The 20,186-nt window shown below is 72.4% G+C and carries 18 protein-coding genes; 8 read left to right on the top strand and 10 right to left on the bottom strand.

Features of this window, described 5'->3' with window-relative positions; translation table 11 throughout:
• Positions 1-58: 58 nt before the first annotated feature.
• Entirely contained in the window at positions 59-475 is a 417-nt protein-coding gene (locus tag HUT06_RS19635) for an SRPBCC domain-containing protein (RefSeq protein WP_176197074.1), read from the bottom strand.
• 245 nt (positions 476-720) lie between these two features.
• On the opposite strand from HUT06_RS19635, the gene HUT06_RS19630 reads away from it, so the two are divergent.
• Positions 721-1,317 (top strand): exonuclease, encoded by a 597-nt coding sequence (locus HUT06_RS19630; protein ID WP_176197073.1) that lies wholly within the window; start codon positions 721-723, stop codon positions 1,315-1,317.
• 313 nt (positions 1,318-1,630) lie between these two features.
• On the opposite strand, the gene HUT06_RS19625 is transcribed toward HUT06_RS19630, so the two are convergent.
• Entirely contained in the window at positions 1,631-2,131 is a 501-nt protein-coding gene (locus tag HUT06_RS19625; protein ID WP_176197072.1) for a hypothetical protein, read from the bottom strand.
• 50 nt (positions 2,132-2,181) lie between these two features.
• Between HUT06_RS19625 and HUT06_RS19620 the strand changes: the two genes are divergently transcribed.
• From HUT06_RS19620 to HUT06_RS19595, 6 genes are all read left to right on the top strand, one after another.
• Positions 2,182-3,255, top strand: coding sequence for a hypothetical protein (locus HUT06_RS19620; RefSeq protein WP_176197071.1), 1,074 nt, complete (start codon positions 2,182-2,184; stop codon positions 3,253-3,255).
• A gap of 18 nt (positions 3,256-3,273) precedes the next feature.
• Positions 3,274-3,720: a YbaB/EbfC family nucleoid-associated protein gene (locus HUT06_RS19615; protein WP_176197070.1), complete on the top strand. Its 447-nt coding sequence runs from the start codon at positions 3,274-3,276 to the stop codon at positions 3,718-3,720.
• Positions 3,721-4,147: 427 nt separating this feature from the next.
• Positions 4,148-5,884: a carbohydrate ABC transporter permease gene (locus HUT06_RS19610; RefSeq protein WP_176197069.1), complete on the top strand. Its 1,737-nt coding sequence runs from the start codon at positions 4,148-4,150 to the stop codon at positions 5,882-5,884.
• A 72-nt stretch (positions 5,885-5,956) separates the two neighbouring features.
• Positions 5,957-6,937, top strand: a complete 981-nt coding sequence (locus HUT06_RS19605) for a DUF418 domain-containing protein (protein ID WP_176197068.1) — start codon at positions 5,957-5,959, stop codon at positions 6,935-6,937.
• Positions 6,938-7,465: 528 nt separating this feature from the next.
• Positions 7,466-8,620, top strand: a complete 1,155-nt coding sequence (locus tag HUT06_RS19600; RefSeq protein WP_176197067.1) for an RDD family protein — start codon at positions 7,466-7,468, stop codon at positions 8,618-8,620.
• 18 nt (positions 8,621-8,638) lie between these two features.
• On the top strand, positions 8,639-9,181 hold the full coding sequence (locus tag HUT06_RS19595; protein ID WP_176197066.1) for a hypothetical protein: 543 nt from the start codon (positions 8,639-8,641) through the stop codon (positions 9,179-9,181).
• A 10-nt stretch (positions 9,182-9,191) separates the two neighbouring features.
• Here HUT06_RS19595 and HUT06_RS19590 read toward each other — a convergent pair whose 3' ends face one another.
• Together HUT06_RS19590 and panD are read right to left on the bottom strand one after the other, a co-directional pair.
• Positions 9,192-10,766, bottom strand: a complete 1,575-nt coding sequence (locus tag HUT06_RS19590; protein WP_176197065.1) for a (2,3-dihydroxybenzoyl)adenylate synthase — start codon at positions 10,764-10,766, stop codon at positions 9,192-9,194.
• A 2-nt stretch (positions 10,767-10,768) separates the two neighbouring features.
• Positions 10,769-11,176 (bottom strand): aspartate 1-decarboxylase, encoded by a 408-nt coding sequence (gene panD / locus HUT06_RS19585; RefSeq protein WP_176197064.1) that lies wholly within the window; start codon positions 11,174-11,176, stop codon positions 10,769-10,771.
• A gap of 77 nt (positions 11,177-11,253) precedes the next feature.
• Between panD and entS the strand changes: the two genes are divergently transcribed.
• Positions 11,254-12,504 carry an enterobactin transporter EntS gene (entS, locus tag HUT06_RS19580; protein WP_176197063.1) on the top strand — a complete coding sequence of 417 codons (1,251 nt, stop codon included), beginning with the start codon at positions 11,254-11,256 and terminating at the stop codon, positions 12,502-12,504.
• Here entS and HUT06_RS19575 read toward each other — a convergent pair whose 3' ends face one another.
• From HUT06_RS19575 to HUT06_RS19550, 6 genes are all read right to left on the bottom strand, one after another.
• Positions 12,505-15,900 carry a non-ribosomal peptide synthetase gene (locus tag HUT06_RS19575; protein ID WP_176197062.1) on the bottom strand — a complete coding sequence of 1,132 codons (3,396 nt, stop codon included), beginning with the start codon at positions 15,898-15,900 and terminating at the stop codon, positions 12,505-12,507.
• Positions 15,901-15,936: 36 nt separating this feature from the next.
• The gene (locus HUT06_RS19570) at positions 15,937-16,740 is read right to left on the bottom strand and encodes an ABC transporter ATP-binding protein (RefSeq protein WP_176197061.1); all 804 of its coding nucleotides are present in this window, start codon (positions 16,738-16,740) and stop codon (positions 15,937-15,939) included.
• Complete coding sequence (locus tag HUT06_RS19565; RefSeq protein ID WP_176197060.1) at positions 16,737-17,762, bottom strand: iron chelate uptake ABC transporter family permease subunit; 1,026 nt, start codon at positions 17,760-17,762, stop codon at positions 16,737-16,739. Before HUT06_RS19565 ends, HUT06_RS19570 begins: the two co-directional genes overlap by 4 nt.
• Positions 17,759-18,808 carry an iron ABC transporter permease gene (locus tag HUT06_RS19560; RefSeq protein ID WP_217711347.1) on the bottom strand — a complete coding sequence of 350 codons (1,050 nt, stop codon included), beginning with the start codon at positions 18,806-18,808 and terminating at the stop codon, positions 17,759-17,761. The genes HUT06_RS19565 and HUT06_RS19560 overlap by 4 nt, the downstream gene beginning before the upstream one ends.
• An 89-nt stretch (positions 18,809-18,897) precedes the next feature.
• On the bottom strand, positions 18,898-19,056 hold the full coding sequence (locus HUT06_RS19555) for a hypothetical protein (RefSeq protein WP_176197059.1): 159 nt from the start codon (positions 19,054-19,056) through the stop codon (positions 18,898-18,900).
• The gene (locus tag HUT06_RS19550) at positions 19,053-20,072 is read right to left on the bottom strand and encodes an aromatic ring-hydroxylating dioxygenase subunit alpha (RefSeq protein WP_176197058.1); all 1,020 of its coding nucleotides are present in this window, start codon (positions 20,070-20,072) and stop codon (positions 19,053-19,055) included. The genes HUT06_RS19555 and HUT06_RS19550 overlap by 4 nt, the downstream gene beginning before the upstream one ends.
• Between the last annotated feature and the right edge of the window lie 114 nt (positions 20,073-20,186).

The following is a 20,186-nucleotide window of genomic DNA, read 5'->3' as shown; positions in this document are numbered from 1 at the left end:
ATGCGAACGCGGGCGCTGAGCATGCTCAACGCCCGCGCTCACGTGCCGCCGCCGCGGTTCACGCCCCGGCCAGGTACGCGGTCAGGCCGTCGAGCAGCATGTTGCTGCCCTGCTCGGCCTGGTCGCGCTCCTCGGCGCCGTCGAACGTCTGGGACAGGGTGATCTTGGTGCGGTCGCCGTCGGCGGCCAGCTCCATCGTCATCAGGACCTGCTCGCCGCCGCCGGGGACGTCCATCCCCATGACCAGGCGCTCGTTCGGCACGACCTCGGTGTAGACGCCCGTCAGCGGGACGCGGGTGCCGCCCGGGATGACCATGACCGAGCTCCAGGCGCCGCCCGGCCGCACGTCCAGGGAGACGTCCTCCGCGCTGGCCCACTCGCCGTAGACGTCGGAGTCGGTCCAGGCCTTCCAGACCTTCTCGACCGGGGCGTCCAGCGTGCGGGTGATGGCGTAGTCGAAACCGGCGGTACCCATGGCCTGCCTCCTTCTCCGGCCCCCGATCGGCGGGGGCTCAACTGGCACTGACGTTATAGTAACGATCTATGACAGTCAAGAACTATGACTAATTTCCCGTGCGCCACCGGCGCGCACTCGACGAGGACAGCACCCCGGTACGACATTGCGGGAGGATGCCCGGATGACCAGCGAGAACCGCCCGATCCCCACGAGCACCCCGAGGCTCCGGTACCCCGCCGGCCCCGATCATGCGGAGGCCGCCGATGCCCGAGCGTGAGCTGTACATCTCGGTCGACGTCGAGGCCGACGGGCCGATCCCGGGGCCGTACTCCATGCTGAGCTTCGGCATGGCGGCGTGCGGCACCTTCGACGGACGCGCCTTCACGCCGCTCGACCCGGCCGCGTCCACGTTCTACGCGGAACTGAAGCCCATCAGCGACGACTACGTCCCGGACGCACTCGCGGTCAGCGGCCTGGACCGCGAGCGCCTCGCCGCCGAGGCCCGCGACCCGGTCGAGGCGATGAACGCGGCCACCGCCTGGGTGACCGAGGCGACCGCGGCGGCGAACGCCTCACCGGTCCTGGTCGCCTACCCGCTCGGCTTCGACTGGATGTTCCTGTACTGGTACTGGACACGCTTCGCCGACGCCGGCTCCCCGTTCGGCCACTCACGGCACCTGGACCTCAAGAGCCTGTACGCCGCCAAGGCCCGCGCCATGGTCACCCGCTCGACCAAGCGGCAGATGCCACCCGAACTGCTCTCCGGCCGGCCGCACACCCACAACGCTCTGGACGACGCGATAGAACAGGCCGAACTCTTCCAGAACCTCACCCACTGGCCCGGCCGCGCCCAGCCGTGACATCGCCGGACGGCGCCGACACCGCCCCAGTCAGCGCCGCCCGAGCCGAATTATGCACGATGTCGATTCTTCCTATTTGAGCAACCAAAAGAGAAGAATGGGAACCGACCCCCGAACAGGGGTGTCCTTTTCGGTGATCTTGTGTCACGATGCTACGGCCTTGCAAACCGCGGCCTGCGTGGACGGGGACGGGGAGCTTTTGGGGTGCACACAAAAGTGCGGAAAATGTCGCCCGAAAAGAACAGGGCATTCGACGTCCCAACCGTTCCCGTAATGATCGCCGCGAGCAGAGGGCCCTTCGGGCCGCCGCGGGTTACGAGGCCGTCAGCCGCTCCTGCCACTTGCCCTCGCCGTACCGGCGCAGGACGTCCAGGATCTGCTCCGGCTCGGCCGTCATGGCGTCCACACGGCAGAGATGGAACAGGCCGCGCCGCGCCTCCCACACCGGCGCCGGCTTCCTGGTGCGCGGCCGCCCGTATGCGGCCCGCGGTTCCACCGCGATCGTGTGCCGCGCCGGATCGAATCCGATCCGTTCCACCGCGGACCACGGAATCTCGACCACGGAGCCGCGGACCCCCACCCCCAGGCCAGCGGAATCCACGGCGAGGCGATAGCCGTCCTTGACCTGGAGCACCCCGCGGCCGATGCCGGCGGCCGCGACCAATCCCGCCAATCCCAAGATCAGCATGCCCGGGCTCGAGGTCAGGCCCGCGTAGATCCCGCCCGCGCCGACCGCCAGCGAGAACAGCACCGCCGCCAAGCCCACGGGCAGCGTCCTGGCCTTACGGGAGTGGAAGACGACTTTCTCGGACATTGTCCACCCTCTCTATGACGCCGCGATGCTAGCACGCCGGATCGGCAAGATTGGAGATTGTCGCCATGAGTGAAGAGACAAAACACAGCGCCCAGGCGATTAAACGCGCGGCGAGCTTCGTCGCCACCGAGCCGAAAACATATCTCAACGGCGCGAAGACGCTCGTCGAACAGCACACGGACATGTCGCAGATCGCCTTCGGCGTCATCGGAATGCCGGCGATGTCGGCCTACGACGCCGCCCGGCAGAGCCAGACGACCAATCTCCAGGACGGCACCAAGAAGCTCGACGAGATGATCGCCGGAATGCTCGAGGTGGCGGGCCGGTTCGACGCGGCGGAGCGGGCCAGCACGATCGACCCCGCACGCAAGTTCAGCGTCGACACCAGCGCCCCCAAAGAAGGCACGGACGTGTCGGTTCGGGAGGCCGTCGAATCGGGGCCGGCCGCCGCGGGCGTGGGTCTGGGCGCGGCCTTCATGGTCGTGGCGGGCGCCCTCGGCGCGGCGAGCTTCCTCGCCCCCACCGCCCTGGTCGCGGCCACCGCCTGGTGGCTCGTCCGCCCCGACGACAACGAGATCGCCCGCGCCAAGGGCACCTGGGAGAAGGCCTCGGACTACCTGGAGAAATTCAGCCTGGACAATTCGCTGAGCATCCTCGGTGACGAGGAATGGTCCAACTCCAGCGCCAGCAGGCACGCTTTCAACGAATGGGTGAAGGCCTTCGGCACGGAAGCGGGGCAGGCCAAGGGAAACGCCGACTCGATGGCGACCACCATGGAGTCGATCACCAATTCACTGCACAACATGATGGACATGACCGCGGCGATCGCGTTCGCCGCACTGGCCTACCTGATCTACCTGACGCTCTTCGACGCGACCCCGGCGGCCCCCGCGGCGGAGGCCGCCAAGGAGATGCTGGGCACGGTGCTCGGCGTCACCGTCGCCGGCGGGATCGTCGTCACCATCGGCTACTTCCTCTGGCAGGCCTGGGGCGTGCTCAGCACGGCGATGCAGACCGCGCAGGGCTTCAAGAAGCTGGAGATCGGCGTCGGCGGGCCGGACACGACGTTCATCGACCTGAAGGTCGACTGGCAGGACCTCGATATCAAGCCGCCGAACGACTGAGCCCCCGAGGAGCCGGAGATGTCAACGGGAAACCCCGAACTCGACCGCTTCATCTCGACCGCGATGGAGCAGGCCCGCAAGGCGACCGAGGTCCGCGAGCAGATCAGCGAGATCACCGGCGTCGGGGAGGCGTCCAAGGGCCAGGTACGCGTCGAGGTCAAGTCGAGCGGCGCGCTGCGCGGCATCACGATCGACCCGCGCGCGATGCGCATGGGCTCCGAAGCCCTCGGCGAGGCGATCCTGGAAGCCGCGGAGAACGCGTCCAAGGACATCCAGGAGCAGATCTCCCAGCTGATGGAGCCGGTCACGGCCGCCAATCCGCTGCTCCAGAAGGTGATGCGCGGCGAGACCCCGCAGATGCCGGAGGGCCTGGAGGACCTTCCCAACCGGATCGGCCGGTCCGCCGACCCCGTCAAGGAGGTCACCGAGCAACTCGAACGCGTCCGCAAGATGTTCGGCGCCTGACCCGATAGCGTCCGCCCCATGGACATGCCAGACCTGGCGGACCTGGTCTGGCTCAACGGGACGACTACGAGGGCCTGATCCCCCGCTTCACCAACGATCTGGACCCTCTGACCCTGCAGACGAGCCCGTAATCCGCCTCACCTGGAACGTCACACCCACCGGAACCTGGTGGCCCGCACAGGGCGTCGGCGCGGCGCGGCATGGGGTTCCTCAGCGCATTGTGGCCTGAACGCTCACGTGGCGCGCGCCTGCCGGTCGGGAGCGTTTCGCCGTACACTCACCTCTCACCGATCTTCGACCGATCCGCGCCGCCAATCCCCTTTCGGGAGTCGAGATGGTCCCTCCGCCCTCCGCCCCCATGGCTCCTGCACCCTTACCCGGCCCGCCGCGGAAGGCGGGCGGTACGGCACAGGTCGCCCTCGGGCTGGTGCTCCTGGTGCCGGCCGCGTTCTTCACGCTCACGTCCCTGGTCGTCCCCACCGTCCAGACGATCCTGCGCGCCTTTCAGCGGGGCGGGCTGCCGAAGGCGAACGGCGGGGACCTGCTGCCCCGGGGCAGGTTCGTCGGCGTCGACAACTATGCCGACCTGCTCGGCGAGGCCGAGTTCTGGAAGGCCCTGGCGTTCACCGTCTCGCTGGCCGTCATCCCGCTGGTGGTGGCCGTCGTCGTCGCCCCGCTCCTCGCGGCCGCCCTCGACCGTGCCGGGACGTGGCCGCGCCGCGCCGGCCGGGTGCTGATGTCGGTGCCGCTGGTGGTGTTCTCTCCCGTCGCCTTCTCCGCCGCGTGGCTGGTGGGCATGCCGGACGGGGGGCTGGAGACGGCGTTCGGCGAGCTGTCCGACCCCGGCTCGTCGCGGGTCGCGGTGGTGGCCATCAGCGGCCTGACGACGTTCGGCGCGGTGTGCGGGCTCGCGCTGCTCGGATATCTGGCGGTGCTGCGCGACCGCGGGCCCGCGCGGCGGGTGCGGCCGGCGCTCGCGGTCGGGACGATCGCCGCCCTGGCCACGTTCGCGGTGAGCCTGCAGACCTTCTCCTCCGTCTACACCCTGACCCGCGGCGGACCGGGCAGGTCGACGCAGACGCTGTCGCTCTTTCAGTTCAGCGTGTCGTTCGTGTCGCTCAGCCTCGGCCACGGCGCGGCCTTGGCCACGGTGACGGGGTTGATCCTCGGGGTCCTGGGCATCGCGGCCACACTCGTCGCGATCACCACCGCGCTGCGCATCGACCTCGTTCCGGCGGATCCCACGGCCGATCCGGCCGGGCGGCCGGCCGGCCCTGGTCGCGTCGTGGTCGCCGCGGCGGCGTTGCTCGCCGTCCTGGCCGTCGTGCTGGTCGGTGCGTGGCCCTGGCTGTCGGCGCTGTTCTCCTCGCCGGGCCCGCGCGGGGCCGCGTCCCCCGCCGACGCGAGGACGTATGTCAACACGTGGGTGCCGCCGCTGCTGGGCGCGCTGGTCTCGGTCGGCGCCGCGTACCTCGGCGCACTGGGCGTCGGCGGCTTGCGCCCGCGGGGCCGCAGGAGCGAATGGCTGCTGCTGCCGTTCGCGCCGTGGCTGTTCGTCGGCATCGGACCGCTGAGCGTCGCGGGGTTCGAGAACGTCGCCACCCTCGACCTGATCAACTCGTTCGGCGCTCTGATCCCGCCCACGCTGATCAGCGTCCCCGCGCTGGTGGTGCTGACGCTCTTCTGCCGCGGCCGGGCGGCCGCGTGGCAGGCGCGGGTGGCGGCCGGTGCCCCGGCGGCCGGCGGTTTCCTGCGCGTCGTCGCGGTGCCGGCGCTTCCGCTGGCCGTCCTCCTCGGCGGCGCGACGGTCCTGATCAACGCGCAGGACCTGCTCTGGCCACTGCTGGTCGCCACGGACCGCGACAACATGACGGCCCCTGTCGTGCTCGTCAACGAGCTGAACCAGTACTCCAGCGCCGGCGTCTCGTTCGGGTTCGTGACCCCGCTCGCCGTGGTCGTCCTCGCCCTGCTCGTCCTGGCCGCGCTGCAGGTCACGTACCTGGACCGCCTCGCGATCACCATCGACCGGCCGGCCGGGATCCCGGCCCCGGACGCTGCCGCGCCCCGTCCCGTACCACCGTGGACCGGCCCCGCGGCGCCGTCCGCCCCGGCACCACCGCCCGCCCCGGCACCCCGCCCCGAACCGGATCGCCCGCCGGACTGACGGCCGGACTTGCGGCAGAACTGGCGTGCTTCCGAGTGCCGCCGCCGGCTCCCATCGCGGCAGGCGGCCACGGTGGGACTCGCAGAGCGGTCTGACAAGCCCCTGCGCATCACCGAGGTCGATGTTCTCCGCGGCTTCGCGCTGTTCGGCATCACCCTGGTGAACACCGTGGGGATCACGGGGATGCCGACGTCAGGCTCAGCCGGTGGGCTCGGCAGCTGGGTTTACGAGACCTTGCTGCACCAGAGGTTCCTCCCGATCTTCTCGTTCCTGTTCGGCCTGAGTTTCGGGCTGTTCCTGGACGCGGCCCGGGAGCGGACGCGAAGCCCGCGGCTGGTCATGCTGGCCAGGTTGGGGTTCCTGATGCCCTTCGGCGCGCTGCACCGGTTACTGCAACCCCGCGAGGTGCTGCTGACGTACGCCGTCGTCGGCATCGTCGTACTGCTGCCCGCGTCGTTTCTGCCGGGCCGGCGCGTCATCCTGGCCCTCGGCGGTGTCGCCACCGCGCTCGCCGCACCGACCGCCGGCGGCAGCATGCTGATTCCCGGGCTGTTCCTGGTGGGGTTCGGGGCGGCCAGATACGGCGTGGAGAAGCCGCTCAGCCTGCCGACGAGCCGGATCGGTGTCATCGTGGGCATCACCGCCGCCCTCGCCGTTGCCCTGAACGTCCACCAGGTCGGCACGGAGGCAGACCCCAGCTCATGGTCGGCGACGGTCGCGGGGCTGGCGACGGCCGCGACCTACGTTGCGGCCGTCCCGCTGCTGATGCGATCACGGCTTCAGCGAGCGCTGTGCGCGCTGGCGCCCGTCGGCCGACTGGCACTGACGGGTTACGTCGTCGCCACACCGCTGATCCTGGCGGCCGATCACGTGCTGCACATCGGGACGGAAACCAATTACGCAATGGCCCTCTCCGTCGGCGCCGCAGTCTTCGCCATCGAGACGGCGTTCAGCCTGCTGTGGCTACGCCGAGCCCGATACGGCCCTTTGGAATGGCTCTGGCGCTGCCTGACCTGGTGGACGGTCGTCCCCAACTCGTCACGCCGGGGCTAGTGTGCCCCCGCCGTGTGTGCTGAAGGGAGGTCAGAACACGGTCCGGCCATCCGTTCGCGCCACCCTGCGTACCTCGGCGGAGGAGATTCCCGGGCCGACTTCAGGTCGGCGCCCGCCATCCCGGCTCCGCGCAGGTCCAGTCGCGCGAGGTTCTTGCCGTGCGGGTCGATGTCGCGCAGGTCGATCGCATGATGGGGACCGCGCCGTCGGCTGACCGAACACGAATGTCACCGGCCTCGGGCTGAACACGGCTGAGCCTCCCGGGTGGAGCAGCGGCCCCCTCTCGGCGGGCGCCTCGTGAACCCGCCCGACAGGCTTTGGGCTGCTTCAGAGAACGGAGAGTTCGGGCGTAGAAGCGGTGAGCACCGCTGTTAACGAACGTTCGCGCCTCGCACATTCGGCTTTGGCTTCTCCTAAAGCATGTGGGCTCGTTCGATTGAAGACTGTGAGTGGCGCCTTGCTGTGGTTGCATGTGGCCTCATGACCTCTCCTGTGTACCTTCCAGCCGGTACTCCGCCACAGCAGATCGTGGACGAGAACGGGCGTGTCGTTCGGGTGTTGGCGAGTACTCGGCAGCGGGTTGCTGCTCGGGCCGTCGACTTCCTTGTGGCCGTGGTGGTGCTCCTCGTGGCCGTGTCGCCGGTCTATGCGTTCGTCTTTCTGGCTGAGGGCTCCTCCTCTTCGCAGCTGATGTGGGTGGCCGTTCCGGTCATGCTGCTGGCCATGGTGGGACCTGCGTTGTTACGGGTCGGGGGGATCGCGCGGTGGGGGTGCACGGTCGGGCAGCGGGTCGCCGGGATCCGGGTGGTGTGCGCGGAGGACGGGACGCGGGCGCCGGGGTGGCGGCGGTCCTTTCGGCGGTACACGCTCTCCCGGGCGTCCTCGTCCGTTCCGCTGATCACTGATCCGTGGGAGCACCGGAAGGACGAACGGCTCGGCCAGTGCCTGCACGACCGGCGGGCCAAGACGGTCGTCGTTCTGGCGCAGGCGCCGCCCGCGCCGGTGGACAGCGGTGGGCTGGCGGTGCTCGGGTCTTCGGGATCTGGCGCGGTGGGGGTCGAGCATGTGCGGCGCTGGGAGAGGCGGGAGCGGCGGTGGCGTGTTGCGCTCGGTTCTATCGCGGCGGTTCTCGGGGTGACCGTTCTGGGGGCGCCGGTCGCCATCGTGCTTGTGGCCGCCGGGTCCTCTTCCGGCGGCGGTCCGGCGTTCGAGGTGAACACGTTCTACGACGATGACATCCGGTTCGAGAACGCCTTCGGCGGACGCTCGGAGACCTACGAGCGTACGGCGGCCAAGGTGCTGGACGACGAGAAGGGCTGCCGCGCCGGTGCGACCAGTGAGCAGGCCCGTGGTGTCCTGCGGCGGGCCGGGTGCGAGGGGCGGATCGAGATCGCGTTCAGGACCACGGACGGGGTGCTGGTCAGCAGCCACGTGCTCAGGTTCGCCGATGCCGGCGCGGCGGGTGATGCCGCGCGGCGTCTGCGGCATACCGATCTGCGGTTCGTGCCGGGTGGCGATCTGGAGCCTCCGGGCGGTGCTCAGGTCGGGCAGGTGGGGAGCCGGGACCGGTATGTCGTCGCGACGACCGCCGTTTCGCCGGCGCAGCCGGATGCGGCGGGGAAGGCGCAGAATGCCTTCCGGTTCATTCAGGCCCCTACTCTTAACGTCATCCTCTGGCTGTGAGGACGGAAGGGGCGGTCGGTGCGCTCGGATGGTGACAGGCTCGTGTTCGCTGCGCCGCGCAGACCGTGGCGCTGGGTCGTCGTGGCGCTTCTCGTGGTGTCGCTGGTGCTGCTCGTCGTGCTGGCGGTGGCTTCTCCCGATTCGGGGTTCGGAATTGTTCTGGTCGCGCTTTGGGGCGTCTCGCTTTTCGGAACGTTGCTCGCGGCCCTCAGCTGGTTCGTCCAGGTGCGGCAGGGCGGTGCCGGCTCGGTGGCGTGGCTGGACTCGGAGGGCGTCCATGTCACGGGTGGTCAGGGCATCTCGTGGCCGGAAGTGGAGTCCGTCTTCATGCGCCGGGCGGAGACGGGGGATCTGCTGCTCTGCGTCAGGCCGGCGGATGCGGTGGGTTTTGTGGCGCGGGCGCCGCGTGAGCGGCAGGACGGGATGCGGGCGAACCTTGAGATGTACGAGGCGCCGTTCTTCATCAACGTGAGCGCGTTCTGGCAGGGGTCGAGCGAGGAGTTGTCGGCGGGGATCAGCCGTCTCACCGCCGGCCGCCTCTCCCCGGCGGCCGGCGGGTGACGGGGACGCGTCAGGAGGACGTCACTCGGGCCGCCAGGGTCTTTTTGCTGATTTTTCCTACGGGGGTGCGGGGGAAGGCGTCGGCTGTTTCGAGGCGGTCGGGGAATTTGTAGGCGGCCAGGCCTCGGGTGCGGAGGAACTCCTTGACCTCGGGGAGGGTGGGGGCCTTCGCGGCGTCCCTGAGGATGAGGAAGGCGCAGGTCCGCTCCCCCATCATGGGGTCGGGGACGCCCACCACGGCGGCGTCGTGGACGGCGGGGTGGGCCAGGAGGTGGTTCTCCAGTTCCTCGGCGGAGACCTTGTCGCCGCCCCGGTTGATCTGGTCCTTCTCGCGGCCCTCGACGATCAGGTGGCCGGACGGGAGCCGCCGGACGAGGTCGCCGGTCCGGTAGAAGCCGTCCGGGGTGAAGGAGCGGGCGTTGTGCTCGGGGGCGCGGTAGTAGCCGCGCAGGGTGTACGGGCCCCGGGTCAGGAGTTCGCCGACCTCGCCGGGGGCCACCTGCTCGCCGTCCTCGTCGACGATCCGGATCTCGTCGGCGGGTGAGAGCGGGCGGCCCTGGGTCTGTGCGACGAGGTCGCCGGGGTCGTCCAGGCGGGTGTAGTTGAGGAGGCCCTCGGCCATGCCGAAGACCTGCTGGACCTGGCAGCCGAGGGTGCCCGGTACTTCGGCGGCGCGTTCGGCGGCGAGCTTGGCGCCGCCGACCTGGAGGAGTTCCAGGGACGAGATGTCCTCCTCCTGCCAGGACACCGCCTCCAGCCAGAGGAGCGCGATCGGGGGGACGGTCGCGCAGACCGTCGCACGCTCGCGTTCGATGAGGGGGAACGCCTCGTCGGGCGAGCCGGACGGGGACAGGACGACCGTGCCGCCGGTGGCGAAGACGCCGAGGATGCCGGGGCAGGCCAGGGCGAAGTTGTGCGCGGCGGGCAGGACGACCAGGTAGACGGTGGCCGGTGTGAAGCCGCAGACCTCGGCGCTGGCCTCCAGGTTGTAGACGTAGTCGCGGTGCGTCCGGGGGATCAGCTTCGGCAGGCCGGTCGTGCCGCCGGAGAGCAGGAAGACGCCGATGTCGGACGGGGACGGCGGCGTGAGCGCGACGGGGTCGGCGTCCACCGACGAGAGCGGGGTGAACTCCTCCGCGTCGCCGTCCACGATCACGTGGTCGACGGGGAGGGTGCGGGCCATGGCGCGGTAGTCGAAGTCGCCGTCGCGGTCGGCGCAGATGTAGGCGCGGGCCTCCGACAGCTCGCACAGGTAGCGGATCTCGCTCTCGCGGTGCGCGGGCAGGGCCAGGACGGGTACCGCGCCGATGCGGACGAGGGCGAGGAAGGTGACGACGAAGGCGGTCGTGTTCGGGAGCTGGACGACGACGCGGTCGCCCCGGCCGACGCCGAGGGCCAGGTGGCCCGCGGCGGCGCGGGCGGCGCGGGCGTCCAGGTCGGCGTAGGTGAGGCGGTCGCCGCCCGCGATGAGGGCCGTGCGGGACGGGTCGCCGCGCAGGACGTCGCCGAGGAGGCGGTCCTTCCAGTAGCCCTCGGCCGTGTAGCGGGCTTCGAGGTCGGCCGGCCAGGGGGTGAAGCCGTCCATGCTCACCGCCCGGCCAGCTGGGCGGGGGCGCCGGGGACCGGCTCGGCCGGGTCGGAGCCGAGGGCGACGATGCGGTTGGCGGCGTCGACGTGGACGACGCGGGGCTCGTGGCGGTCCCGGGCGGACTCGTCCACGGACGCGTAGGTGATGATGATGACCATGTCGCCGGGCTGGACCCGGCGTGCGGCGGCGCCGTTGATCCCGATGACGCCGCTGCCCGCCTCGCCGGTGATGGCGTAGGTGACGAGACGGGAGCCGTTGGTGATGTCGACGACGTGGACCTGCTCGCCCTCGACGATGTCGGCCGCGGCCATGAGGTCCGCGTCGATCGTCAGGGAGCCCACGTAGTGCAGATCCGCCTGGGTGACGGTCGCGCGGTGGATCTTTCCGTTCATCAGCATCCGCTGCACCGCTTCGTCCTCTTCTCCACGATCAACTAAGGCTAGGCTTACCTTAGCTACTCCCCCGGCAGAGGAGAACCCCGAGGATGCTCCGGCGACTTGCCATGGACATCGGTCCGCTGCGCGACAGCAGGCCGTTCCGCAACGTGTTCATCGCCCGCACGGTCTCGGTCTTCGGGATCGGGATGCTGGCCGTCGCGCTGCCCGTCCAGGTGTACGACCTGACCGGGTCGACCGTCCATGTCGGCGGGGTGTCGGCGGCGGAGGGGTTCGCGCTGCTCGCCGGGTTCCTGTGGGGCGGCACGCTCGCCGACAAGGGCGACCGGCGGCGGCTGCTGCTGCGCGCCCGGACGGCCGCCGGGATCGGGTTCGTGCTGCTGGCGCTGAACGCGTTCCTGCCGTCCCCGTCGCTCGCGGCCCTGTACGCCCTGGCCGCGTGGGACGGCCTGATGACCGGCGTCAGCGTCACCGCGCTGCTCGCCGCGACGCCCGCGCTGGTGGCCGCGGACAAGCTCGTCGCGGCGGGCGCGCTGAACGCGCTGACCGTCCGGCTCGGGTCGATGGCCTCGCCCGCGCTCGGCGGGGTCATCGTGTCGGCGTTCGGCGTCGGCTGGAACTACGCGGCGGCCGCCGCCGGCACCCTCGGCACGATCGGGCTGCTCACGACGCTGCCCGTGCTCAAGCCCGAGACGGCCGAGCCGCCGGGCAACCCGCTGAAGGCCATCGGGGACGGGTTCCGGTTCGTCGCGTCCCACCGGGTCGTGGGGTCGCTGATGCTCCTCGGGCTGCTGTTCATGGTCGCGGGCGGCATCCCCGTGCTGATGCCCGCGTTCGCGGAGCGGAGCCTGGACGGCGGCGCCACCACGGTCGGGCTGCTGTTCGCCGCGCCCGCGTGCGGGGCGGTGCTCGCGTCGGTGACGAGCGGCTGGGCGGGGTCGGCGCGGGCGCCGGGGCTGGCACTGCTCGTCGCGTCCGTGACCGGGTTCGCGGCGCTCGCCTGCCTGGGCCTGGCCCGCCATCCGGCGCTCGCCGTCGCGATCCTGTTCGTGTACGGGTTCGTCCAGTCGATCGAGGAGATCCTGCGGTACGGGCTGATCCAGTCGCACACGCCCGACTCGCATCTGGGACGCGTCAACGCGCTCTGGGCCGCGCAGGAGACGGGCGGCGGCGCGATCGGGTCGCTGGGGGCCGGGGCCCTCGGCCGGTACCTCGCGCCGGGCGCCGCCATCGTCCTGTACGGGACGGTCAGCGCCGTCCTCGCGCTGGCACTGGCGCTGACCCTGACCGGGCTCCGGACGGCGACGATGCGCCCGGAGCCCGAACCCGGGGCCGGCTGATCAGCCGAGGCGGGCGGTGACCTCCTCCTCGGTCATCGCCTCGACCTCCAGCCAGATCGCGGCGACGGCCTCCAGGCGCCCCGGCTCGTCCTCCAGTTCGGTGAAGCGGCGGCAGACGCGCGCGACGGTCCGCTCGGCGAACAGCACCCGGACGGGCAGCGCGGTCGTGTCGAGCGCCTCCCGCAGCCGCGCGACCACCGTGGTCGCGAGGACGGAGTCGCCGCCGAGCGCGAAGAAGTCGGCGTCCGCGCCGACGCGCTCCTCCCCCAGCACGTCGGCGGCGATCCGGGCCAGCACCTTCTCCAGCGGCGTCGACGGCTCGGCGTAGGGCGCCTCGCCCTGCTCGGCGGCGGCGAGCGCGGTGAGGGCCTTGCGGTCGACCTTGCCGTTCGCGGTGAGCGGCAGCTCGTCCACCCGGACGAGCCGTTCCGGCACCATGTGCGGCGGAAGGAGAGCGCGGGCGTGCTCCAGCACTTCGTCGAGGTCGCCGGACGCCACGACGGCGGCGGCCAACTGCCCGCCGGCCAGGAGCGCGACGGCGCGGCCGACCGCCGGATGGTCCTGCAGCGCGGCCTCGACCTCGCCGAGTTCGATGCGGAAGCCGCGCACCTTGACCTGGTGGTCGCGGCGGCCGAGGAATTCCAGGGTGCCGTCGGGGCGGTAGCGGGCCAGGTCGCCCGTCCGGTACCAGCGGACGCCGTCGTGGACGACGAACCGGTCGGCGGTGCGCTCCGGGTCGCCGGCGTAGCCGTCCGCGACGCCTGCGCCGCCGATCCACAGCTCGCCCGCGACCCAGTCGGGGCGGTCGCGGCCGAGGCCGTCCACGACCCGGCACGCGACGCCGCGCAGCGGCACCCCGTACGGGACGGCGTGCCAGTCGGCCGGCACCTCCCCCGCGACCTCCTGCACCGTGGAGTGGATCGCCGTCTCCGTCGTCCCGCCCAGGGCGGCGAAACGGCAGCGCGGCGCACGTTCCGCCAGCAGTGCGGGCAGGTGCGTGCCGACCCAGTCGCCGCCCAGCAGGACGAGCCGCAGACTCTCCGGGCGGCCCGCGTGCAGCAGCATCTCCAGCACGGACGGGACGCAGTTCAGCACGCTCACCGACCAGCGGCGCACCAGTTCGGCCCAGCGGACGGCGTCGCGCCGCTCGTCCTCGTCCGGCAGGACGACCGCGCCGCCCGCCGACCAGGCCGCGAACAGGTCGAACACCGAAAGGTCGAAGTCCAGCGCGGAGATCGCGAAGGTGACGTCGTCCTCCGCGATCGCGAACCGCTCGACCAGGTCGCCGATGGTGTTCATCGCCGCGCCGTGCGAGACCTCGACGCCCTTCGGCTCCCCGGTCGACCCCGACGTGAACAGCACGTAGGCGACCTGGTCGGGACGGACGGCCACCGGTTCCGGCAGCGGCTCGGCCTCGGCGGGCGCGCCGGCGAGCACCGCGCCTCCGACGCTGATCCCGGCCTCGAATTCACTGGCGGGGACCAGGGACGCCGCGACGCCGGCGCTCGCGCGGATCCTCGCGCGGCGGGCGTCCGGCTGCTCGGGGCCGATCGGGACGTACGCGGCACCGGCCGCGAGCACGCCGAGGGCGGCGGTGACCTGCGCCGGGCTCTTGGGCAGCTCGACCGAGACGCGGTCGCCCGGACGCACACCGGCGGCCGCGAGCGCGGACGCGGTGCGCAGGGCGCGGGAGGCCAGTTCGCCGTAGGTGAGGGCGCCGTCGTCGCCCCAGTGCAGGGCGGGGGCGTCCGGGCGGCGGCGGGCGTGCCCGAAGAAGCCCTCGGTGAGCGTGCGCGGCGGCGGGGCGGGGGTCGCGTTCAGCTCGTGCCGGACGCGGAGCCGCGACGCGGGAGCCGCGACGCCGAGCGGCTCCGACCAGTCGGCGCCCGCCGCGCCCAGCCGGGTGATCGCGGAGGTGTACGCCTCGAACATCGCCTCGGCGACGCCGTCCGGGAACGCCGGGACGCGCACGTCCCAGTTCAGCAGCAGCCCGCCGGACACCTCGGTGACCTGCGCGTCCAGCAGCACCTGCGGGCCCTGCGAGATGATCCACTCCGGCTCGCCGAAGTGCTCGCGGACGCGCTCGCCGAACAGCTCCCCGAGGTTCAGCGCGCTGGTGTGGACGATCGGGGCGAGGACCTGCTCGCCGCGCTGCCGCGACAGGTCGCGCAGCACCTCGAGGCCGGAGTAGTCGCTGTGCGCGCCCGCCGTGTGCAGGTTGGCCTGGAGCCCGCGCGCCCGCTCGATGAACGGGAGGTCCTCGCGGAGGTCGGCTTCGAGCATGATGGAGCCGGTGAAGTCGCCGACGACCGCGTCCACGTCCGGGTGGACGGGCTCGCGGTGGAACAGCGGCAGGTTCAGCAGGAAGCGCGGCGTCGCCGACCAGGCCCCGATGACCTCGGCGAACACGGCCGCGAGCGCCATCGCCGGGGTGACGCCCTCGGCGTGGGCGCGCGCGATGAGGCGGGCCTTGTCGCCGGGTGCCAGCCAGTGGTGCCTGCGCTCGACGCGGTCGCCCGGCTCGGGGACGACGGGCAGTTCCGGCGGGCCGGGGAGGTCCGCGAGGCGCTCGGCCCACCACTGGCGGTCCTGCTCGCGCGCGGCGGCGCGCGGGTCGTCGGCGAGGTAGCGGGCGTACCCGTACCGGATCGGCGCGAGCGTCTCGCCCTCGTACAGCGCGGCGAGGTCGGCGAGCATGACGCGGTAGCTCATCGCGTCGGCGGCGACCATGTCGACGTCCAGGTGCAGGCGGGCGGTGCCGCCGGGCAGGAGGCTGAGGCGGGCGTCGAAGACGCGGCCGTCCTCGATCGGGAGGCGCTGCCGCGACATCTCGGCCCGGACGCGTTCGAGTTCGGCGTCCGGTTCGTCCGCCGAGCGCAGATCGTGGACGGTCACGGCGGGCCCCGGACGCTCGGGCAGGATCCGCTGCGTGCCGTCGTCGGACACGGCCACGCGCAGCATCGGGTGCCGTGCGGCCAGGCCGCGGACGGCGCCCTCGAACCGGGCGGGGTCGATGGCGCGGCCGTCCAGCTCGACGTACAGGTGGGCGGCGACGGAGCCGAGCGACTGGCCGGAGTCGCGGCCGATCCAGTACGCGTGCTGCATCAGGGCGAGAGGGAAGGGGCCGTCCGGCTCGATGTCGGCCGGCTCCATCGCGGGCGGTCCGGCGGCGGGCTCCACCTGGCCCTTCGCGGCGAGGAGCTCCCACCATCCGGCGAGCGTGGGGCGCTCGGCCAGTTCGGCGAAGCGGACCTCGATGCCGCGGCGGCGCAGCCGGCCGGTCAGCCGCATCAGCCGGATCGAGTCCATCCCGAGCTCGATGAGGTTGTCGTCGGCTCCCGCGTCCTCGCCCAGCACGTCGGTCAGCGCGGTGTGCAGCTCTTCCCAGGTCAGCACGGAACCCCTTCCAAAATTAGGTAAGGCTAACCTAATTCAGGGGGTTTCGGCCGTCAACGCCCGCCGCCGCCCGGCCGGGACGATCAGCGGCGTCTCGGTCTCCGGGTCCGGGATGACGCGGCACGGGAGCCCGAACACCCGCTCCACCAGACCGGCCGTCACGATCTCGGCGGGCGGCCCCTCGGCGAGCACCTCGCCGTCGCGCATCGCGATCAGGTGGGTGGCGTAGCGGCAGGCGTGGTTGAGGTCGTGCAGCACCGCGACGAGCGTGCGGCCCTCCTCGTGGAGGCGCGCGCACAGGTCGAGGACCTCGATCTGGTGGGCGATGTCCAGGTACGTCGTCGGCTCGTCCAGCAGCAGGATGCCGGTCTGCTGGGCCAGGACGAGCGCGAGCCACACCCGCTGGCGCTGGCCGCCGGACAGCTCGTCCACCACCCGGTCGGCGAGGCCGGTCACGCCGACCGCGTCCATCACCTCGGCGACGACCGCCTCGTCCTCCCGCGACCACTGGCGCAGCAGGCTCTGGTGCGGGTAGCGGCCGCGCGCGACGAGGTCGCGGGCCGTGATGCCCTCCGGGGTGAGCGGCGACTGCGGCAGCAGCCCGAGCCGCCGCGCGAGCCGCTTCGGCGGCAGTGCCGCGATCGGCTCGCCGTCGAGGTAGACCGTGCCGGCGCGGGGGCGCAGCAGCCGGGCGAGGGCGCGCAGCAGCGTCGACTTCCCGCACGCGTTCGGCCCGACGATGACGGTGAACGACCCGTCCGGGATCTCCACGCCGAGCCCTTCGGCGACGACGCGCCTCTCGTAGGCGAGCGTGAGGTCCGCCGCGCGCAGCCGGGTCATGTCGTCCCCTTCCGTCCGGTGGTGGACAGCAGCCAGGCCAGGTACACGCCGCCGAGGACGCCGGTGACGACGCCCACCGGCACCGCGACCGGCAGGTGCAGCGAGATGAGGTCGCCGCAGGCGAGCAGCGCGGCGCCGGTCAGCGCCGCGGGCAGCAGCTGCGCGCCGGGGCGGCGGGTCAGCCGGCGGGCGAGCTGCGGCGCGGCGAGCGCGACGAACGGGACGGGGCCCGCCGCCGCCGTCGCCGCCGCGACGAGGCCGACCCCGGCGACCGTGAGCAGCGCGCGGGTCCGCTGGACCGGCACGCCGAGCGCCTGCGCCGCGTCGTCGCCCAGCTCGCCCATGCCGAGCGGGCGGGCGAGCAGCAGCGCCGCCGGGACGAGCACCGCCAGCGCGAGCGCCAGCGGGACGGCCTGGTCCCAGTCGCGCCCGTTCAGGCTGCCGGTGAGCCAGAACGCGGCCTCGTACGCCTCGCGCAGCTCGGCGCGGGTGATGAGGTAGGAGTTGAACGCCTCCAGCATCGCCGCCGCCGCGACGCCGATCAGCACCAGCCGGACGCCGTGGACGCCGCCGCCGGGCCGGTAGGCGACCAGGTAGACGGCCAGGGCGGTGAGCACCGCGCCCGCGACCGAGGAGACCGTGATCGCGACGGCGCCGCCGCCGAACACCAGGATCTGCAGCAGCGCGCCGGTCGCCGAGCCGGTGGTGAAGCCGATGAGGTCGGGGCTGCCGAGCGGGTTGCGGGAGATGCTCTGGAAGATCGCGCCGCTGAGGCCGAGCGCGAGCCCGGCGAGCAGCCCGGTGACGGCCCGCGGCAGCCGCAGCGTCCGGACGATGAACTCGGTGGCCCGGTCGCCCTGCCCGGCGACGGCGCGGACCACGTCCGGCGGCGAGATCGGGAACTCCCCCGATCCGACGACGAGGACGGCGGCGCAGGCCGCGACCGCCGCCAGCACCCCGCACACCGCCGCCGCCCGCGGCTCCCACCGCAGCGACACGCCGCCCGCGCGCAGCACTCTCATAGGTCGCGCGTCCTCCCCCGCCGGACCATCACCGCGAACAGCGGCGCCCCGAGGAACGCGGTGACGATGCCGGTCTCCAGTTCGCCGGGCGCGACGACCCGGCCGATGATGTCGGCGCCGAGCAGCAGCACGGGCGCGAGCAGCAGCGAGTACGGCAGGACGAGCCGCTGGTCGGGGCCGGCGGCCGCGCGGACGATGAACGGGACGGCGAGCCCGAGGAACCAGATCGGCCCGGCCGCCGCGGTCGCCGAACCGCACAGCAGCACCACGGCGAGCGCGCCGAGCGCCCGCGTCCGGCCGGGGCGGGAGCCGAGGGCGCGGCCCGCCTCGTCGCCCATGCCGAGGGCGTTCAGCGGGCGGGCCAGCAGCAGCGCCAGGACCGCTCCCGCCACCACGAACGGCAGCACCCGGTAGAACACCGCGAGCTCGCGCCCGCCGAGCGAGCCGACCTGCCAGAACCGGAAGCCGTTGAAGTTGGCCGGGGTGAGCAGCATGACCCCGGCCGTCATCGCGCTGAACACGGCGTTGAGGGCCGCGCCGGCGAGCACCAGCCGCGCGGGCGACGCCCCGCCGCGCCCCCGCGCGCCGATCATGTAGACGAGGACCGCCGCGCCCGCCGCGCCGGCGAACGCCGCCCACACGTAGACGAGCGGTTCGCCGGCGTCGGCGAAGCCGATGACGAGCACGACCGCGAAGGCGGCGCCGCCGTTCACGCCGAGCAGCCCCGGCTCGGCGAGCGGGTTGCGGGTGAGGGCCTGCATCACCGCGCCGGCGAGGCCGAGCGCCGCGCCGACGGCGATGCCGAGCAGCGTGCGGGGCAGCCGCAGCTCGTGCACGATCAGCTCCGCCCGGGACCCGTCGTCCGGGGAGAACACGCCCGGGAGCACCCGCCCGAACGGGACGTCCCCGGCGCCGATCGCGAGGCTCGCCACCACCGTCGCCAGCAGCACGGCCGCGAGCAGGGGCAGCCAGATCCGGTGAGCGCCGCGCCGCCCGCCTCCCTTCGCCGGGGATCGCGGCGGGCCGGTTCGCGCGGGGGACAGCACGGTATGAGGCTAGCCTAAGCTAACTACCCGGTGAAGGCGGCTCATCGAGAATATGGCGGTCCCGGCGAGGATCTCGGCGAGTGGGCAGGTCAGGGCACCGGATGGTCCGGATGGGCGAGGAGCCACGCCCAGATCTCGATCGGGTCCTCGGCGGTGTGCTGGGCGCCGCAGTGGCAGCTGCCGGTGAGGGTGTCCGAGCCCGGCGACCACTCGACCCGCAGGCGGCCCGGCGCTGGGCCCGCGCTCATCGGGCCGTCTGCCGCGCCAGGAGGCGGCGGGCGGCGAGGCCGCCGGTGTCGATGTTGATGGACAGCTCCTGGTAGCCCTCCGGCTCGGACGCGATGACCTTCTCCAGGACGTTCAGCGCCTCCACGTCCTGGAGGACGACCGTCCGGTTGCTGCCGGCCAGGAACTGCGACACCTTCTCGTCCTCCAGGGCGAAGTCGCGGGCGACCAGCCAGAAGTCGTGCGTGCTCGTCTCGGTCTCGGGGGTGATGGCGTAGCCGACCTCGACGTGGAACGCCCGCGAGTCGTCGCCGTCCGGGCCCGGCTCCACACCGGTCGGCGCGATGCGGCTGTGCAGGAGGTAGAGGCACGGCGGGTGGTACTCGATGTCCTGCCAGCGGTCGATGCGCCCCTCGATTCCGGTCGACCGCGAATAGAACGGCGGGCACTCCACGTCCTTCATGCGGCGGCTCACGTAGACGATGCCCGCCTCCTCGTCGACCTCCGTGTTGATCGGGGTCTGCGCCACCTCCGGCGTGCCGATGTGGCCCGCGTGCAGGTAGGTCTCGTGGGACAGGTCGAGCAGGTTGTCGACGAGCAGCTCGTAGCGGGCGGCGAGCGGCTCCATCCCGCGGACGGTCGTGTACTCCGGCGAGTCGAACCACGCGGCGCGCGGGATCGCGGACGCGTCGCCCTCGCCGTCGCCGATCCAGACCCAGATGAAGGAGTCCTGCTCGACGACCTGGTAGGCGCGGACACGGGCGGTGCGCGGGACGCGGGCCTGCCCCGGCACGGCGACGCACACGCCGTCGGGGGCGTAGGTGAAGCCGTGGTAGCCGCAGACGATCCGGTCGCCGTCCCGGTTGCTCTCCGAGAGCGGGAAGCGGCGGTGCACGCACCGGTCGGCGAGCGCGACCGCCTCCCCCGCCCGCGTCCGGTACAGGACGAGGGGCTCGCCGCAGATCGTCCGGGCGAGCAGGCCGTCGCCGACCTCCCGGCCGTAGGCGGCCACGTACCACTGGTTGCGCGCGAAGACCATGGGTCGCTCCTCCGTGGATGGCAGAGATGGCAGGGTCACGACGACCATCGCGGCGGGAGGGTGAGCCGGGCCACACCCATTCCGTCCAACGGAAGAAGTCCGGTGGAAGAACAG

The organism is Actinomadura sp. NAK00032, assembly GCF_013364275.1.
Lineage (GTDB): Bacteria > Actinomycetota > Actinomycetes > Streptosporangiales > Streptosporangiaceae > Spirillospora.
The sequence above is the reverse complement of the archived record's forward strand: the minus strand, read 5'-3'. Positions and strand labels throughout refer to the sequence as shown.

Excerpts from the sequence above, each read along its gene's own strand:
- HUT06_RS19625 (WP_176197072.1), bottom strand. The coding sequence starts at position 2,131 with ATGTCCGAGAAAGTCGTCTTCCACTCCCGTAAGGCCAGGACGCTGCCC.
- HUT06_RS19570 (WP_176197061.1), bottom strand. The coding sequence starts at position 16,740 with ATGACCCGGCTGCGCGCGGCGGACCTCACGCTCGCCTACGAGAGGCGC.
- HUT06_RS19555 (WP_176197059.1), bottom strand. The coding sequence starts at position 19,056 with ATGAGCGCGGGCCCAGCGCCGGGCCGCCTGCGGGTCGAGTGGTCGCCG.
- HUT06_RS19615 (WP_176197070.1), top strand. The coding sequence starts at position 3,274 with ATGTCAACGGGAAACCCCGAACTCGACCGCTTCATCTCGACCGCGATG.
- HUT06_RS19565 (WP_176197060.1), bottom strand. The coding sequence starts at position 17,762 with ATGAGAGTGCTGCGCGCGGGCGGCGTGTCGCTGCGGTGGGAGCCGCGG.
- HUT06_RS19635 (WP_176197074.1), bottom strand. The coding sequence starts at position 475 with ATGGGTACCGCCGGTTTCGACTACGCCATCACCCGCACGCTGGACGCC.
- HUT06_RS19630 (WP_176197073.1), top strand. The coding sequence starts at position 721 with ATGCCCGAGCGTGAGCTGTACATCTCGGTCGACGTCGAGGCCGACGGG.
- entS (WP_176197063.1), top strand. The coding sequence starts at position 11,254 with ATGCTCCGGCGACTTGCCATGGACATCGGTCCGCTGCGCGACAGCAGG.
- HUT06_RS19550 (WP_176197058.1), bottom strand. The coding sequence starts at position 20,072 with ATGGTCTTCGCGCGCAACCAGTGGTACGTGGCCGCCTACGGCCGGGAG.
- HUT06_RS19590 (WP_176197065.1), bottom strand. The coding sequence starts at position 10,766 with ATGGACGGCTTCACCCCCTGGCCGGCCGACCTCGAAGCCCGCTACACG.